This window comes from Glycomyces sp. NPDC050141, assembly GCF_055586545.1.
In genome coordinates this window covers 56,676-71,909 of record NZ_JBVJHZ010000010.1, presented here as the reverse complement: position 1 = coordinate 71,909, position 15,234 = coordinate 56,676, and the positions used below count along the sequence as shown (strand labels likewise).

The following is a 15,234-nucleotide window of genomic DNA, read 5'->3' as shown; positions in this document are numbered from 1 at the left end:
CTCCACCACCTCGCGACCCCGCCGACACCCCTCGCCCCCTTGAGAAAGGCCCAACGATGAGACTCGCAGCCCGGGAATCGTGGTCCCGGACCGCCAAGACGGCCGCTCGAAACACCACAGCAATGGTGTTGGCAGGCGCCTCAGCGCTGTTCGCGTTCCACACACCCGCTGAAGCGCAGTCGGGAGCGACCAGCACCGACGTGGGCACGCCAGTGTCGACTACGCCGGTGGCCACCACCTCGGTGGACCTCAAGTCCGAGGGCCTGGCGACCGACTCGGGGATGATCAGCGTCCCGTCTTCTGGAAGCTCCGGGGGCAGCGGCGCGACCGGCGACTGGTCCGCGACCGACCTCTCGAACGCGGGCTCGTGGTCGCAGGGCGACTCCGGCGGCGGGTTCTCCTACTACTACGGGTTGGAACTGCCCCCGTCCGAGGGACCGGTTCCGGACATCGGTTTCTCGTACTCCTCGCAGGCGGTGGACGGGCACACGTCGTCCTCGAACACACAGGCCGGCCTGATCGGCGACGGCTGGTCCTACACCCCTGGGTTCATCGAGCGCAACTACACCTCGTGTGCGAGCGAAACGGGAGGCAACACCCCGACCGCCACTGCGGACCAGTGCTGGGACGGCACTTCGCCTGGAGTCACGCTGGCGCTCGAAGGGACCAACTCGGCGCTGGTGTTCGACGACGCGACCGACAAGTGGGTGGCCTCGGCCGATCCGAACTGGAAGGTCGAACTGCTCGGCTCGGCGGCCACCTCGACCTCGGGCACGAGCGAGCGCTGGCAGGTGACCACGACCGACGGGACCGTCTACACCTTCGGCGCCCGTGCCGCGGACACCGGTTCACGGCTGACGATGCCGGTGTTCGGCAACCATTCCGGCGAACCCTGCTTCACGACCGGCGACTTCAAGGGTTCCGGCTGCACGCAGGCCTACCGGTGGATGCTCGACGAGATCACCGACGTGCTCGGCAACCGGGTCCGTTTCGAGTGGACGGCCGAGACCGGGCACTACGGCGCGGCAGCCGACAAGGACAAGCGGATGCCGTTCGTCCGCTCCTCGCGGCTGACGAGTATCGACCTCGGACTGCGGGCCGCAGACGCCTCGATCCAATCCGCGCGAGTCGTGTTCAACTATGCGGACCGGTGCGCTTCTGACTGCTACAACACCGACGGCACCCCGAAGGCCGCTTCATGGCCCGAGACGCCGTGGAACAAGGAGTGCGCGGCAACTACCTGCGCCGACCTCTACGCACCGGCGTTCTTCAACTCCAAGCGGCTCTCCGAGGTCGTCACGTACGTGCCCGACGGCGCCGGCGGATTCGCGAAGGTCGACTCGTGGGCGCTGGTGCAGGAGTACCTGGACTACGGCAACGATGAGGACACTGTCCTCTGGCTCAAGTCGATCCAGCACACCGGGCATGTGGGCGGTACCGAGTCCACACCGCCGGTGACGTTCTCCGGCATCGCCTTCCCGAACCGGGTCGAGCACTCCGAAGGCACCCCGTCGATGTGGCGGACCCGTTTGACGACGATCGTCTCCGAGACCGGCGGCGTGACCGGCGTCTGGTACTCCGCGCCCGACTGCACCTGGGGTAACCTGCCCACCAAGGAGAACAACTCGAAACGCTGCTACCCGGTGCTCACCGGGGACGGCGAAGAGGAGTGGTTCCACAAGTACGTCGTCACGCAGGTAACGGAGTTCGACACCACGGGCGGCCAACTGCCGGAGCGCACCTACTTCGAGTACTCGAACGGCGGCACCACCACGAACCGCCTGTGGGCCTGGGACGACTCCGAGTATTCCGACGACGAACTGCGCACCTACAACCAGTGGCGCGGCTACGCCCAGGTGATCACCAAGAGCGGCGACGCTGCCGAGGACCAGCAGCTGGTCTCGCGGACGCGCTACTTCCGCGGCATGGACGGCCAGCCCGACACGGCGACGGGGACGGGTTCGCGCACCGCGACCATGACCGACTCCGAAGGCATTACGGTCACCGACTCCGACGCCCTGGCGGGTGCCGAGTTCGAGACGGCTACCTTCGACGGCTCGACCCTTATCGGCAGCACCGCCTACCAGTACTGGACGAAGCTTGCGGCTGAGCGCGCATACGACGGCGGCAGTATCAAGGCCTGGTACGTGGGTGAGAGCCGCATCGACAACCGCGACCTGCTCGACAGTGGCACGGGGACTTGGGAACGCACCCGCGTGTTCGTCGAGTACGACGACCGCGGTCGAGAGGTGGAGGTCTCGGACCTCGGCGACATCACCGTCCCGGACGACCACGAGTGCTGGCGCACGACCTATGCTGACAACCCGAGCAAGAACCTGTACGAGGTGGTTCGCCGCGAAGAGCTCGTGGCCGTCGACTGCGACCAGAGCGTCTCGTACCCCGACGATTTGGTTAGCGACACCGTCTACTACTACGACGGCGACACGACCGGCACCGCCACCCCGACCCTCGGCTTGCCGACCTCGATCCGCGAAGCCAAGTCGCACAACGGGACCACCGCGTCGTACATCTCGGTAGAGAACACCACGTACGACCCGCTCGGGCGAGTCCTGACGGAGTCCGACGCGCTCGGCCAGACCACGACTACCGCCTATACCCCGTCGACGGGTGGTGTGCTCAAGTCCGTGTTGACCACGAACGCGCTGGGACACAAGTACACGGAGTACCTCGACGGTACCCGCGGATCAACGGTCAAGACCGTCGACGCCAACAACCGCGTCACCGAGACGACCTACGACCCGCTCGGTCGCACCACGGCGGGCTGGGGCAAGGGCTGGTCCAAGACCGGCCACCCGAACGTCCCGACCGTTGCTTATGACTACGACATCTCGAACTCGGCGCCGTCTTCGGTGACCACATACGCCGTCACGCCTTCGGGCACGCAGCGGCTCGACTCGGTCATGCTGTACGACTCGCTGCTGCGCGAAATCCAGTCGCAGTCGCCCACACCGCAGGGCGGGCGTCTGCTCTCGGCCATCGAGTACGACACCCGCGGCCTGCTCCGCTGGGAATCGGGCCCGAACTGGGACTCCGTAAACGACCCGGGCAACGACCTCGTCTATGTCACACAGGGCGAGGACCAGTCGCGGACGTTCTACACCTACGACGGCGCCGGACGCGTCGTGCGCGAGGAGTTCATGTCCCACCAGGAGGTCCTGCGGGCCACCGAGACCGTCTACGGCGGCTCGACCGAGGGCTGGCTGGTCGCGGTGAACCCCCCGAACGGCGAGACGCCGTCCGCCACGCTCACCAACGCGCGCGGCGAGGTCATCGAGGAACGGGACTACCACGGCGACAGCGCCACCGGGACCTACGACGCCACGACCTACTCGTACGACCGGCGCGGCAACCTCGCCAAGGTCACTGACGCCGCAGGGAACCAGTGGCTGTACGAGCACGACTTGCTCGGCCGCCAGATCTCGGCCACCGACCCCGACACCGGGACGACCACGGCCGCATACGATGACGCTGGCCAGCTGGTCCAGACCGTCGACTCGCGCGGCAAGAAGCTCACCACCACCTACGACAAGCTCGGGCGCAGGTACGACCTGTTCTCAGGCGACGCGAGCACCGGCACGAAGCTCAACTCGTGGCGCTATGACCTGGTCTCTGGCGGCCTCGGCCTTCCGGCGCAGTCCATCTCGATTGTCGACGGGAAGTCCGTCGTCAACCGCGTCGACAAGTATGACTCGGCCGGACGCCCGACCTCGATGAGCCAGGTGATCCCGGACATCACTGGATTCAGCGCACTGGTGGGCACCTACAACGTCCAGCAGTTCTACCTCGCGGACGGCTCGGTCGCGAACACCAAACTCCCGCAGGTCTCCGGGCTCGCCGCCGAGTCGGTCGACTACAGCTACAACAGCCTCGGCATGGTGACCCGTGTCTACGGAACCATGAACGGCTCGACCTCGAGCTTCGACTACGTCTCGGAGACCACGTACACGGCCTTCGGTGAACTCGCCCAGCGGGTTCTCGGAAGCACGTCGGGCCAGAAGGCCTACCAGACGTGGACCTATCAGGACGGCACGAGGTTCGTGGAGCGCCACCGGCTCTCCAGGGACGCGGTCGACGCGCCGATCGTCGCGGACCTGACCTACGCCTACGACGAGGCGGGCAACGTCCTCTCGATCACCGACGCCGCTTCCGGCTCGGCGAGCGAGTCTGAGACGCAGTGCTTCGTCTACGACTACCTGCAGCGGATCACGGAGGCATGGGCTCAGGCCGGAACGGGCGCTTGCACATCCGAGGCCGACCTGGACACGGGTGACATCGGCGGTCCTGGTGCCTACTGGACCAGCTATCGGTACGACGTGACCGGCAACCGATCCAGCGTCACCGAGCGCACTGCCATCGGCGGCAGCACGACCTCGAACTATGCCTACACAGGCGGGGACGGCCACCTGATCGACACGGTCACCACCGGTTCGACGGTCAACGACTACGCATGGGATGCCGCAGGGCACCTCACCGAGCGGACCATCGGCGGCAAGACCGAGACGCTGGCCTGGGACGACCAGGGCAAGCTCGCGTCGATCACCTCCGAAAAGGGCACCACCAAGATGCTCTACGACGGTGACGGCAGCCGGATCGCCCGCCTCGACGCGGACGGCACGCAGAACCTGTTCGTCGGCGGCCAGGAGATCGTGGTCGACCCGCAAGGCGTCGTCCACGCGACGCGCACCTACAGCCACAACGGCGAGATGGTCGCGACCCGCTCGACGGACGCCGGCCTGACCTGGATCGGCAACACCCACCAGGGCACCGCGGCCTGGGCCATCAGCGCGGTGACGATGGCCGTGACCTTCCGACGTCTCGACCCGTTCGGCAACCAGCGCGGCCAAGCGACCAACTGGACAGCGACGCAGGAGGGCTTCCACAGCGGCATCGATGACCCCACGGGCTTTGTGTCGATGGGGGCGCGCTTTTACGACTCGGACACAGGTAGGTTCATCTCAGACGACCCGATCACGGTTTTCGAGGACAGCCAGCAGATCAACGGCTACGCCTACGCGAACAACGACCCGACGAACATGACCGACTCCGACGGCCTCCTCGGCAAGAAGTCGAAGGCGAAGAAGTCCTCAAGTTCCAAGAAGATGAAGAACAACAAGAAGTCTTCCAAGAAGTCTTCAAACAAGAAGAGCAAGAGCAACTCTAAGTCGAAGAGCTCGAGCAACAAGAAGAGCAAGAAGAGCGGGTCCAAGAGCACCAAGAAATCCGGCAAGGCCAAACCCAAGGGCAAGTCGAAGAGCAAGGGCAAACCCAAGTCCAAAAACGGCAAAAAGCTCGAGAAGCTGAAACCCCTCCCCAGGCCAAGGCCGAGAGGTCATGGTGATTGGGGGACGGCCACCGACTGGCTGGAAAACGCTGGGGATACAATTGGGGACCTGGTCGACGGAGGATGCATCGATGCATACGCTGGATCCTGGAATTGTCGGGAATCGGAATACGGCAATGATTCCATGCAAGATGCTGTCGAGCCGGGTGCTATCTGGGTTGAAGGCTGCGCCAAGAATATTCGGGACGGCAAGGATTACGGCAACGTTAATCGTCACGAGGAAGGCGGGGTCATAATCGGAGGCGCCGCTGCAGGGGCTGGCGTTGGCGCCAAGGGAGGGGTCCCCGGGGCAATTGCTGGGGCAATTATCGGAGGTCTTATCGGCTTCTATGGACCGGATTGCCTAGACGGTGCAAGGGAGGCTTCAAAGTAGTGACCTTTAAATCATTCTCGGCCTGGGTTTACAACGGCATTGTGTTCTTGCTAATGCTTTCCAGCGTTGCAGCTCTTAAGTACCTGTTTGACCTACGATCCCCGTTGGCGCTAGCGGGGGGTGCGCTGCTCTCGGGACTGATTGCGGTGGCATTCGGCGATCTCGTCTACACGCAGTTGGTGAGATCAGGTGCATCAGGAATGCTGACTCCATTGAGCGCCGACACGAACAAGACCCGGTCGTGGCTGGCCAGCATTCTCCCACGCTCGCGCACCTTCGTTAGATCCGGTCCGGACAGGGACAACAGTGCGTTTGTCGCTTCCGTCATTTCCGCGGTCGTCATGGGCGCGTCGTTCGGCCTAGTCGTGTCAGGGAAGGCGCTCATCGGCTTGATGATCGAGGCTATGGCGGTATTCGTCGGGCTCGGCTGCTGCTATGCCTATGACCGTTTCAGACAAAAATCGAAGCCTCCGAGATCGGTTCAGTTATCTCCTGCTCATGATGTCACGGGTGCGGGTTTCGACTGTTTGGCGCATGGGGTCGCTTTGCCAGGCTGGGTGCCAGGTATCGGTCGCGGGTTCGGTGAGGATTGCTATGAGGCGGGGGCCGGCGTTGGTGAGTTCGTCTGCGGTGAGGCGGTGGAGGGTGGGGTCGGTGCTGGAGCGGAAGACGGTGAAGCGGACTCGGTCGCCGCTGCCGATGCCGATGTAGAAGTCGCCGAGGGTGGTCCAGTCGGGAGAGGCTGCGGTGTCGTCGCGGCGGCCGATTTCAATCATTGGCTGCCGCCTGGGTTTGGGTGGGGGAGAAGCGTTCGCAGTAGCGGGCGGCGAAGAACTCGGCGAGGCGGAGGCGGTCGACGGTGGTCCAGTCGCGGCGGTGGGTCGGGTAGATGGTGACTTGGCTTGAGTCTTCGGTGATGGAGTCGATGACCCCGATGGTGGTTGGTGTTCCGGGGTAGAGCTGATGGAGGACCACGGCGGAAGGTTCGGCCTGGTTCACGGAGCCGGAGATGACTCGGACGCCTATGACTTCGGTGCCGATCTTGGTGGCTCCGGTTGCGGGGGCCGGGGTGGCGGCAGCGCCGGGGTTGGGTTCGGAGGCGTTCATGCTCGCACCGCCGAGAGGTCGATGCCCTCGAAGAGTGAGGGCTTGGGGTTGGGGCTGGGCTTGCGGCTTGGTTTCGGGCGGTGGGCACCGACTGGGCGCTTGCGGCGCCGGAGGTGGAGGTCGTCGCGGGAGATGCGGCCTTCGGCAAGGGCCGCTTGGTGTTGGGCGGCGGTCGCGGTGGTGACGAAGGTGCGGGCGGCGGTTTCGCGGAGCCAGCAGCCGAACCGGCCCCAGGCTTCATGGCACCACTCGCAGCGCCAGCGGCCCAGGCGGAGCCAGGACCTGACAGGCCGGTGGAGTTCCAGGGCGATCAGGGCCCGGGCGGGAACGGGTTCGGCAGGTACGCTGATGAGACCCATGAGAACGCTCGTTTCTCTGAGGTGAGCGGCCCGCGCTGGGTCTATCCGTCCAAAGATTTCTCCCGGCGCGGGCCGCAGTCTGTGTGCGGCCGTATGCGGTTGGTCGTGATGCCCCGCTGCGGCGGTGTTCATCACCTTTCGATGGTGGCATGCTAGATGTCTGGAGTCAAGGGACACGCCGTGATTTAATTCAGACGATGCCTGACCGGTTTCGCATCTGGTGTCCAGGCCGCGAAACCCGTACGATGTTCGGCACCCCGCATCTCCCGGAAGGCAGTGAGGAACGAATGGCACAGCGAAATCCTTCCTGGCGCGCTCGGAAGTTCGGCGACCAGCTGCGCGAACTGCGCAAGGACTGCGGCATGACATCGCACGAGGTCGGCGAGATCCTGGGCCGTGGGCAGGCGTATGTGGTGCGCTTCGAGAACGGGCGCTACCCGGTCGGTGACCGCGAGCTGGTGCAGCTTATGGACCTGTACCACATCTCCGATATGGACCAACGGGAAAGACTGTTGCGCGACTCGGTCGAGGTCGCGAAGCGTGGTTGGTGGGAGGGCTATGTAACCGATAAGGCCTTTGCCGACTTCCTCTGGGCCGAAAACCGAGCGAGCAGCATCAAGATCTTCCAGCTCGACACCGTACCCGGGTTGATCCAGACGCGGGCTTTCGCGGAGTCGCTGATCAAGGCGGGGTCGGGTGGCGGCGATGAACTTCAGGTCCGCCGCGATCTGGAGCAGCGGCAGATGCGCAGTCGTCTGCTTAAGCGCGAGAACGCGCCCGAAGTCCAGTTCCTTGTCCACGAGGCGATCCTGTGGCAGCGAGGGGTGGAAGCGGACATCCTTGTGGAGCAGTTTGAGCACCTGCTCGACATCGCCGAGCTTCCGAACATCGAGCTTCGGGTGCTTCCGATCGAGTGTCGGGACCACATCGCGGCCGGGATTACGACCGGCTTCCGTGTCCTTGAGATGCCTGATGAGTGGCCGACGCTGGTGCAGGTCGAGGCGGGGCTTGCGGGCTCGGTGGTGCTGGAAGAGCCTGACATAGACTCATTCCGAGTGGCTTACGCCGAGCTCTGGGGCCGGTCCGCGCTTTCGGCGGGCGACTCCGTAGCGAAAATCAAGACCATCGCCGAGGAATTGAAATGAGTGAAATGTCCGACCGTCAGTCAGCTTCGTGGGCCCGTGAGCGATTCCGGAAGAGTTCCCGCAGCGACAGTTCGGGCAATGGACAGTGCGTTGCGGTTGCGGTCCAGGGATCTGAGGTTGCGGTGGGGGACACGAAATCCCCTGTCGCAGACACTTACTCCCACCTCCGCGTTAGCTCTGCCGATCTTGGTGGGCTGCTTGCCTCTATCAAAGCTGGGACCCCCGCTTAGACCGGTTTGCCCGTGAAAGCGTCAGGCGCGCTTCCCTTGTGTTGGGAAGCGCGCCTTTGTGTTTTCAGGCGACCGTCAGCTGGTCTGCCAGACCAGGCGGGGTGTCCGGGGGCAGGGTCACGCTTTCCAACAACCACCGGAGCGTCGGGATGTCCTGCGGGTCAACTGGCACCTGAGCCCTGACAAGGGCGCTCACGAAATCGACGGAGGCGAGGGAGAGCTCTCCAACGAGCACCTTCGTGCGCAGTGAGTCCACCACGCCCGCAGCAAGCGACGGCGCGTACTTGCGCACCTGCTCCACCAGAGTGGTCCTGTAATCGTCCTGCACGGTCTTCCTCAATTCCTAGAACAAGAGGCCCTTGTCGTTGACAACGACGCCTTCGCTGATGTTGCCCGGGGTCGGGGTCGGATAGCCGGTCCACACGGTGCCGTCCGCGTTGAGGATCACTTCGATCTCGACGCCGTTGTGCACGCCGCGAACCTCGTAGCCGCCGCCGTCTCGCGGCGTCATCGAGGTCGGGTTGCGGGCCACATTCTCGATGCCCTCGATCATCTGGCCTTCCGACCACTTGCTCGGGAACTCGGTGCCGCCGCCCGCATCGGGAGCGTGGCCGCCGCTGATGAGCTTGCCGCCAGTGCCGTACTCACCGTAGAGGATGTGGGTCTTGCGCTTGGACGTGTCGCCGAGGTTCGGCATGTTCTTCAGCTGCTCAGGGGTCCAGCCGCTGGTGGTCGGACTGTTGGGATTCTTCGGTCCGTTCGGGGTGGTCCCACCGCCGGCCTGGCCCTGCTCGAACGCGTCCCAGGCAGCAGTCACTGCCGAGGAGACGCCGTTGACCGGCGGTTTGACTTTGGGAACGCCCGGTTTCGGGCCGCCGGGTTTCGGGCCTGGTTTAGGAGTATTGAGCGCCAGGGCGATGGCCGCGACGACGAGAAGCTTGGCTAGAGCGCGCATCTTGGCCTAACTGTCGAGGAGCTGCTGGAGGGCCGTGAGGCTCTGGACGAGCGCGATGATGATCCCGACCACCGTGGCGAGGACCTGCGCGATCATGCCTGCCGCCTGCGCCGCCACTGCGGGGATTCCCACGCCGGTTGCGCACAGCCCCAACCACACCGGGAGGCGGATCAGCAGCGTCGCGACCAGCTGCGCGATGAGGTCGCGCACGAGTTCCCTGGTGACGGTCACGAGCGTCCCGGCACCCGTCGTCGCGGCGCTCATGGCCGCGCACAGCTGCGCCAGCCCGTTGGTGCCTTCGACGTTGTTGCCCATGTTGGCCTTGTACGCATCGGCGGCGTCGTCCTGCCAGCCGGTGATGTCGCTGTCGATGAACGCGGTGAGCTCGTCCTTGATGGCGTTGAGTTCCTCGGCCATGTTGGTCCACGTGGTGGCGTGGGCGGTGAGGATGTCGGCGTCGCCGGTGAGGTCGTCGAGGAGCTCGCGCAGCGGCCCGATGAGCTCGATGAGCCAGGAGACACCGGTGGAGACGATCGCGCCGAGCGGGTCGAGGAAGCCGACCGCGCTGAGTGTGGCGCCGACGCCCGCGAGGGAGGCGTCGACCCAGTCTTCGGATTTGATGGCGGAGACGATGTCGGCGATGTCCTCGCCGATGCCCGCGCCCTTCCAGAAGTGGTGCGAGTCCTTGACGTCGGCGACCAGGGGGTTCTCGGCCATCTACATCTCCCCGGTGAGCTTGTCGAATTCGCTCCCGGACGCGGCGTCGGACTCCTCGTAGAGGTCCGCGCAGGTCCGCAGTGCTTCGACGTGGGTGCCGAGGTTGCTCTTGCCCTTCTCGAAGAGGGGCTCGACCATCTGGTGCTTGTCCTCGAGGATGCCGGCCATCCACTCGCAGAGCGGCCCGAACGCGTCGGGTGCGGCCGAGATCTGCGCGGAGGCCGCCTTGACGGTCTCGTAGCGTGCGATGAGGCTGTCGATGTGCCCGGCGTGGGTGCGCAGTTCCTCGGGGTCGACCTCGATGCCGGTGCTCACTGGCGGCCGCCGAGGCGGTTCTGGAGGTCCTGCGAGACGGCCTGGCCGGTCGCGGAGTCGGCGCCGACGGTCTCGGCGATGACCTCCTGGGTCTGCTCGGCGACGCGCAGCTTGGCGTAGGCCAGGGCCTCCATGAGCGCGCGGGACACGGCCTCGGGGGCGGTGCGCTGGATGCGTGCGGAGAAGTCGGCCTTGAGCAGGACCCCGCTGGAGTCGACGGTGACGGTGGCGAGGCCGTTCGGGTCGCTCGCGGTGGCCGTCAGGGTCCGCATCCGCGTCGCCATCTCCTGGGTCGCCGCCACTGTCTTTTGGAAAGCGGCCTGGCGTTCTTCTAGGCGGGCGACGGCGTCGTCGCCGCTGAGTACCCGTCTGTCCATGTTCGATCACTCCTCGTGTCGCCGGCTCCGGGCGCCGACGTCCATCCGTTCGCGAGAATAGCCCAGGTGTTCAATGGCCCCTCACGTCACAGACGCCTGCTGTTCGTCCCATTGATCCCCCGTCTCCGCCGCTGTATCGGCGTTCCCGGTGCTCACGCGGGGTCCGGTTTCCGGCACGAGCTGTCGAGGGCTGGAAACGGGAGAGTGCGGACTACTTAGCACACGCGAAACATTCACCGCTCGCTCACGTAACAGGTCCAGGCGACTCTAGAGCCCAGTCGGGGACTGACAGCGTCGTCGCCCAGACAGCGCGCGGCGGGCGGGCTTGCGGGAAACGCGAGTTTGCGAGCCCACCGCCGCCTACGCAGTCAGTCCAGCACCGGGAGGTCCAGCGCGTGAAGGTCGCGATCGTCGGTTACGGCATGGCCGGGGCCCGCATCGCCCGCGAGCTCGGGCGGCGGGGCGTCGAGGTCACCGTGTTCGGTGACGAGCCCCAGGCCGCCTACAACCGCATCCTGCTCTCCAGCATGATCGCGGGCAAGCAGACCGAGGACGAGATCGCCCTCCCGGTCCCGCCCGAATCGGTTGAGCTGCGGCTCGGCGAAGCGGTCGAGTCGGTCGACCTTGAGAACAAGGTCGTCAACGGGGTCTCCTTCGACAAGTTGGTCTTGGCTACCGGCGCTGGCGCTTTCGTTCCTCCTATTCCCGGTCTGCTTCCTCTGCCCACTGGTGCTTATGTTCTCCGGACTATCGAGGACGCTCGGTCGATCCTCGACGAGGCCGCGAACCGCGCCAGCGCGATCGTGCTCGGCGGCGGGCTCCTCGGTCTTGAGGCCGCGCGCGGCCTCGCCAAGCGCGGCATGGACGTCACCGTGGTGCACGCGGCCGGCCACCTCATGGACCGGCAGCTCGACCCCCTGGGCGCCAAGGTCCTCGCTGATTCGTACGCCGAGGTCGGCGTCAATTCGATCGTCGACGCGCAGACCACGAAGGTCATCCACGGCGACGACGGCCTGACGCTCGTCCTGGCCGACGGCCGCACCGTGACCGGCCAGCTCATGGTCGTGTCCTGCGGCATCCGCCCCAATACCGAACTGGCCCAGTCCATGGGCATCGAGTGCGGTCGGGCCGTGAAGATCGACGACCAGTGCCGCACCTCCCACCCCGATGTGTTCGCGGTCGGCGACTGCGCCGAGCACCGCGGGATTCCCTACGGGCTCGTGGGGCCCGCCTGGGAGCAGGCGGATGTCGTGGTCGACCTGATCACGGAGTCGAACCCGGACGCGGCCTACGAGGGCTCGCGCCTGGTCACGCGATTGAAGGCTTCGGGCATCGAGCTCGCCGCGATGGGCGACGTGGAGGGCGACGAGGTCGTCTCGTTCGCGGACCCGACGCGCGGCACGTACGCCCGCTTGGTCATCGACGCCGAAGGCCGCCTCGCGGGGGCGGTCATGCTCGGCGACAACCCGATGGTGGGCCAGGTGGTCCAGTTGTTCGACACCGGCGACCCGGTGCCGCACGACCGCCGCACCCTCCTGATGGGCCGCCCCGGCGAGTCCGTGTCGGTGGCCCCCGATACTCCGGCATCCATGTCCGACGAGGCCGTGGTCTGCCGCTGCAACAACGTCACGAAAGGGGTGCTCGGCAAGGCGTTCCTCGATGGAGCGCGTACGCCCGAGGCCCTGTCGGAGGCTACGCAGGCTTCGACGGGATGCGGCACGTGTGCCGAGGACGTCGCGGGTCTGTGCAAGTGGCTGAACAGCACTGTCGCTGGAATCGGTCAGGCTGCCGAGCAATTGAATGAGGTGTCAGCATGAGCAAGTTGGTAGTCATCGGCGACGGCATGGTCGGCCGCCGGTTCCTGGAAGCGATCACCCAGCGCGACCCGTCCTGGGAGGTCACGGTCCTCTGCGAGGAGCCGCGTCCGGCCTACGACCGGGTGCGCCTGTCGGCGTTCTTCGACGGGGTCAGCGCGGAGGAGCTCTCGCTCGCCTCGGACCTGCCGAACGTGGACGTGAAGCTCGGCGAGGCCGCGGTCTCGATCGCCCGCACCAGCAAGGTCGTGTACTCCGACAAGGGCGAGTACCCCTACGACAAGCTTGTTTTTGCTACGGGCTCTTATGCTTTCGTGCCGCCGATGGAGGGCGCGGACCTCGAGGGCGTGTTCGTCTACCGGACCATCGAGGACCTCGAGGCGATCAAGGCCCACTCTGAGGGTCGGCGCCACGGCGTCGTCATCGGCGGCGGGCTCTTGGGTCTTGAGGCCGCGAACGCTTTGAAGCTCTTGGGTCTTGAGACGCAGATCGTCGAGTTCGCCCCTTGGCTCATGGCCCGTCAGCTGGACGAGGCCGGCGGCGGCATCCTCAAGCAGCACATCGAGAAGCTGGGCATCGGCGTCGACTGCGGCACGGGCGGCACCAAGATCGAAGCGGTCGACGGCCGTCTGCGCATGGAGACGAACCGCGAGGGCGTCGCGTACGACACCGACCTGATCATCTTCGCGGCGGGCGTGCGCCCCCGCGACCAGCTCGCCCGCGAGTGCGGCATCGAGGTGGGCGAGCGCGGCGGCATCATCACCGACCTGTCTTGTGTCACTTCGGACCCGGACGTGTACGCGATCGGCGAGGTCGCGGCGATGGAAGGCATGTGCTACGGCCTGGTCGCGCCTGGTTACTCGATGGCCGAGGTCGTCGCGGACCGGATCGCGGGCGGCGAAGCGACGTTCCCAGGCGCCGACATGTCGACGAAGCTGAAGCTCCTCGGTGTGGACGTGGCCCAGTTCGGTTCGATGGAGGGTCCGCTTTCGACCACCTATCTCGACCCGGCCCACGGCACGTACGCGAAGCTGATCCTCTCCGATGACGCGCAGACGCTGCTGGGCGGCATGCTCGTCGGCGACGCCGAGCCGTACCCGCTGCTTCGTGCTTCCGTCGGCGGCAAGGTCCCCGGCAAGCTCGCGGACCTGCTCGGCGGCGGCGAGATCGAAGGGTCGCTCCCGGACGCGGCGCAGGTGTGCTCGTGCAACGCGGTCACCAAGGGCGACATCATGGGCGCCATCCACGAGCAGGGATGCCAGGACGTCGGCGAGCTGAAGGCCTGCACCAAGGCCGGTACCTCGTGCGGCTCGTGCATCCCGATGCTCAAGCAGCTGTTGAAGGAAGGCGGCGTCGAGGTCTCGAACGCGGTCTGCGAGCACTTCACGCAGTCGCGCGCCGAGCTGTTCGACATCGTCAAGGTCACCGGCATCACGACCTTCTCGGAGCTCATCGCCCGCTACGGCACCGGCACCGGCTGCGACCTGTGCAAGCCCACCGTGGCCTCGATCCTCGCGAGCCTCTCGAACGGGCACATCCTCGAAGGCGAGCAGGCGTCCCTCCAGGACACCAACGACCACTTCCTGGCGAACATGCAGCGCAACGGCACCTACTCGGTCGTCCCGCGCATCCCCGGCGGCGAGATCACGCCGGACAAGCTGATCGTCATCGGCCAGGTCGCCAAGGAATTCGACCTGTACACGAAGATCACCGGCGGCCAGCGCATCGACATGTTCGGCGCGCGCGTCGAGGACCTGCCGAAGATCTGGCGCAAGCTGGTGGACGCGGGCTTCGAGTCGGGCCACGCCTACGGCAAGTCCCTGCGCACGGTGAAGTCCTGCGTGGGCACCGACTGGTGCCGCTACGGCGTCCAGGACTCGGTGAAGATGGCGATCGACCTGGAACTGCGCTACCGGGGCCTGCGCTCGCCGCACAAGCTGAAGTCGGCCGTGTCGGGCTGCGCGCGCGAGTGCGCCGAGGCCCGCGGCAAGGACTTCGGGATCATCGCGACCGAGCACGGCTGGAACCTGTACGTGGGCGGCAACGGCGGCTTCACGCCCCGCCACGCCGACCTGCTCTTGTCCGATGTGGACTCCGAGACGCTGGTGCGGACCATCGACCGGTTCCTGATGTTCTACATCTCGACCGCCGACCGCCTGCAGCGCACCTCGAAGTGGGTCGAAGGCCTCGAAGGCGGCATCGACTACCTCCGCGAGGTCATCGTCGACGACAAGCTCGGCATCTGCGCCGAACTCGACGCCCTCATGGAGAAGCACGTCGACAACTACGCCGACGAGTGGAAGGGCGTCATCGACGACCCCGAGAAGCTCCAGCGGTTCGTGTCCTTCGTCAACGCCCCCGACGCCCCGGACCCGAAGATCGAGTTCGAGGAGGTCCGCGGCCAGAAGTTCCCGGCCGGGTCCACCGAGCGCTCGCACAGCACGCCCGTCGCCCTCGGCACGCCCGTAAGGAAGTGATCA

At 65.9% G+C, this 15,234-nt stretch carries 14 protein-coding genes; 5 read left to right on the top strand and 9 right to left on the bottom strand.

What is annotated here, in order from left to right; all coding sequences use genetic code 11:
- Window positions 1-122: 122 nt before the first annotated feature.
- On the top strand, window positions 123-5,735 hold the full coding sequence (locus ACZ60M_RS08885) for an RHS repeat-associated core domain-containing protein (protein ID WP_465416189.1): 5,613 nt from the start codon (window positions 123-125) through the stop codon (window positions 5,733-5,735).
- Window positions 5,736-5,901: 166 nt separating this feature from the next.
- Here the strand turns inward: ACZ60M_RS08885 and ACZ60M_RS08880 are convergent, their stop codons facing one another.
- From ACZ60M_RS08880 to ACZ60M_RS08865, 4 genes are all read right to left on the bottom strand, one after another.
- Complete coding sequence (locus ACZ60M_RS08880) at window positions 5,902-6,120, bottom strand: hypothetical protein (RefSeq protein WP_465416187.1); 219 nt, start codon at window positions 6,118-6,120, stop codon at window positions 5,902-5,904.
- 100 nt (window positions 6,121-6,220) lie between these two features.
- Window positions 6,221-6,511: a hypothetical protein gene (locus ACZ60M_RS08875; protein ID WP_465416186.1), complete on the bottom strand. Its 291-nt coding sequence runs from the start codon at window positions 6,509-6,511 to the stop codon at window positions 6,221-6,223.
- Window positions 6,504-6,842, bottom strand: coding sequence for a hypothetical protein (locus tag ACZ60M_RS08870; RefSeq protein ID WP_465416184.1), 339 nt, complete (start codon window positions 6,840-6,842; stop codon window positions 6,504-6,506). Before ACZ60M_RS08870 ends, ACZ60M_RS08875 begins: the two co-directional genes overlap by 8 nt.
- Window positions 6,839-7,201 (bottom strand): hypothetical protein, encoded by a 363-nt coding sequence (locus ACZ60M_RS08865; protein ID WP_465416182.1) that lies wholly within the window; start codon window positions 7,199-7,201, stop codon window positions 6,839-6,841. Before ACZ60M_RS08865 ends, ACZ60M_RS08870 begins: the two co-directional genes overlap by 4 nt.
- Before the next feature lie 197 nt (window positions 7,202-7,398).
- On the opposite strand from ACZ60M_RS08865, the gene ACZ60M_RS08860 reads away from it, so the two are divergent.
- Together ACZ60M_RS08860 and ACZ60M_RS08855 are read left to right on the top strand one after the other, a co-directional pair.
- Window positions 7,399-8,346, top strand: coding sequence for a helix-turn-helix domain-containing protein (locus ACZ60M_RS08860; RefSeq protein ID WP_465416180.1), 948 nt, complete (start codon window positions 7,399-7,401; stop codon window positions 8,344-8,346).
- The gene (locus ACZ60M_RS08855; RefSeq protein WP_465416178.1) at window positions 8,343-8,576 is read left to right on the top strand and encodes a DUF397 domain-containing protein; all 234 of its coding nucleotides are present in this window, start codon (window positions 8,343-8,345) and stop codon (window positions 8,574-8,576) included. The genes ACZ60M_RS08860 and ACZ60M_RS08855 overlap by 4 nt, the downstream gene beginning before the upstream one ends.
- Window positions 8,577-8,640: 64 nt before the next feature.
- Here the strand turns inward: ACZ60M_RS08855 and ACZ60M_RS08850 are convergent, their stop codons facing one another.
- The 5 genes from ACZ60M_RS08850 to ACZ60M_RS08830 are packed head-to-tail and all read right to left on the bottom strand — an operon-like array spanning window position 8,641 to window position 10,940.
- Window positions 8,641-8,904 (bottom strand): hypothetical protein, encoded by a 264-nt coding sequence (locus tag ACZ60M_RS08850; protein ID WP_465416176.1) that lies wholly within the window; start codon window positions 8,902-8,904, stop codon window positions 8,641-8,643.
- 15 nt (window positions 8,905-8,919) lie between these two features.
- Window positions 8,920-9,531, bottom strand: a complete 612-nt coding sequence (locus ACZ60M_RS08845) for an EndoU domain-containing protein (RefSeq protein ID WP_465416174.1) — start codon at window positions 9,529-9,531, stop codon at window positions 8,920-8,922.
- A 6-nt stretch (window positions 9,532-9,537) separates the two neighbouring features.
- Window positions 9,538-10,248 (bottom strand): WXG100 family type VII secretion target, encoded by a 711-nt coding sequence (locus ACZ60M_RS08840; RefSeq protein ID WP_465416172.1) that lies wholly within the window; start codon window positions 10,246-10,248, stop codon window positions 9,538-9,540.
- Complete coding sequence (locus ACZ60M_RS08835) at window positions 10,249-10,563, bottom strand: type VII secretion target (RefSeq protein WP_465416170.1); 315 nt, start codon at window positions 10,561-10,563, stop codon at window positions 10,249-10,251.
- A complete protein-coding gene (locus ACZ60M_RS08830) occupies window positions 10,560-10,940 on the bottom strand; it encodes a YbaB/EbfC family nucleoid-associated protein (RefSeq protein WP_465416168.1) in 381 nt (126 codons plus the stop codon). The genes ACZ60M_RS08835 and ACZ60M_RS08830 overlap by 4 nt, the downstream gene beginning before the upstream one ends.
- Window positions 10,941-11,335: 395 nt before the next feature.
- Between ACZ60M_RS08830 and ACZ60M_RS08825 the strand changes: the two genes are divergently transcribed.
- Window positions 11,336-12,757, top strand: a complete 1,422-nt coding sequence (locus ACZ60M_RS08825) for an FAD-dependent oxidoreductase (protein ID WP_465416166.1) — start codon at window positions 11,336-11,338, stop codon at window positions 12,755-12,757.
- On the top strand, window positions 12,754-15,231 hold the full coding sequence (gene nirB / locus ACZ60M_RS08820) for a nitrite reductase large subunit NirB (RefSeq protein ID WP_465416164.1): 2,478 nt from the start codon (window positions 12,754-12,756) through the stop codon (window positions 15,229-15,231). Before ACZ60M_RS08825 ends, nirB begins: the two co-directional genes overlap by 4 nt.
- Window positions 15,232-15,234 lie beyond the last annotated feature (3 nt).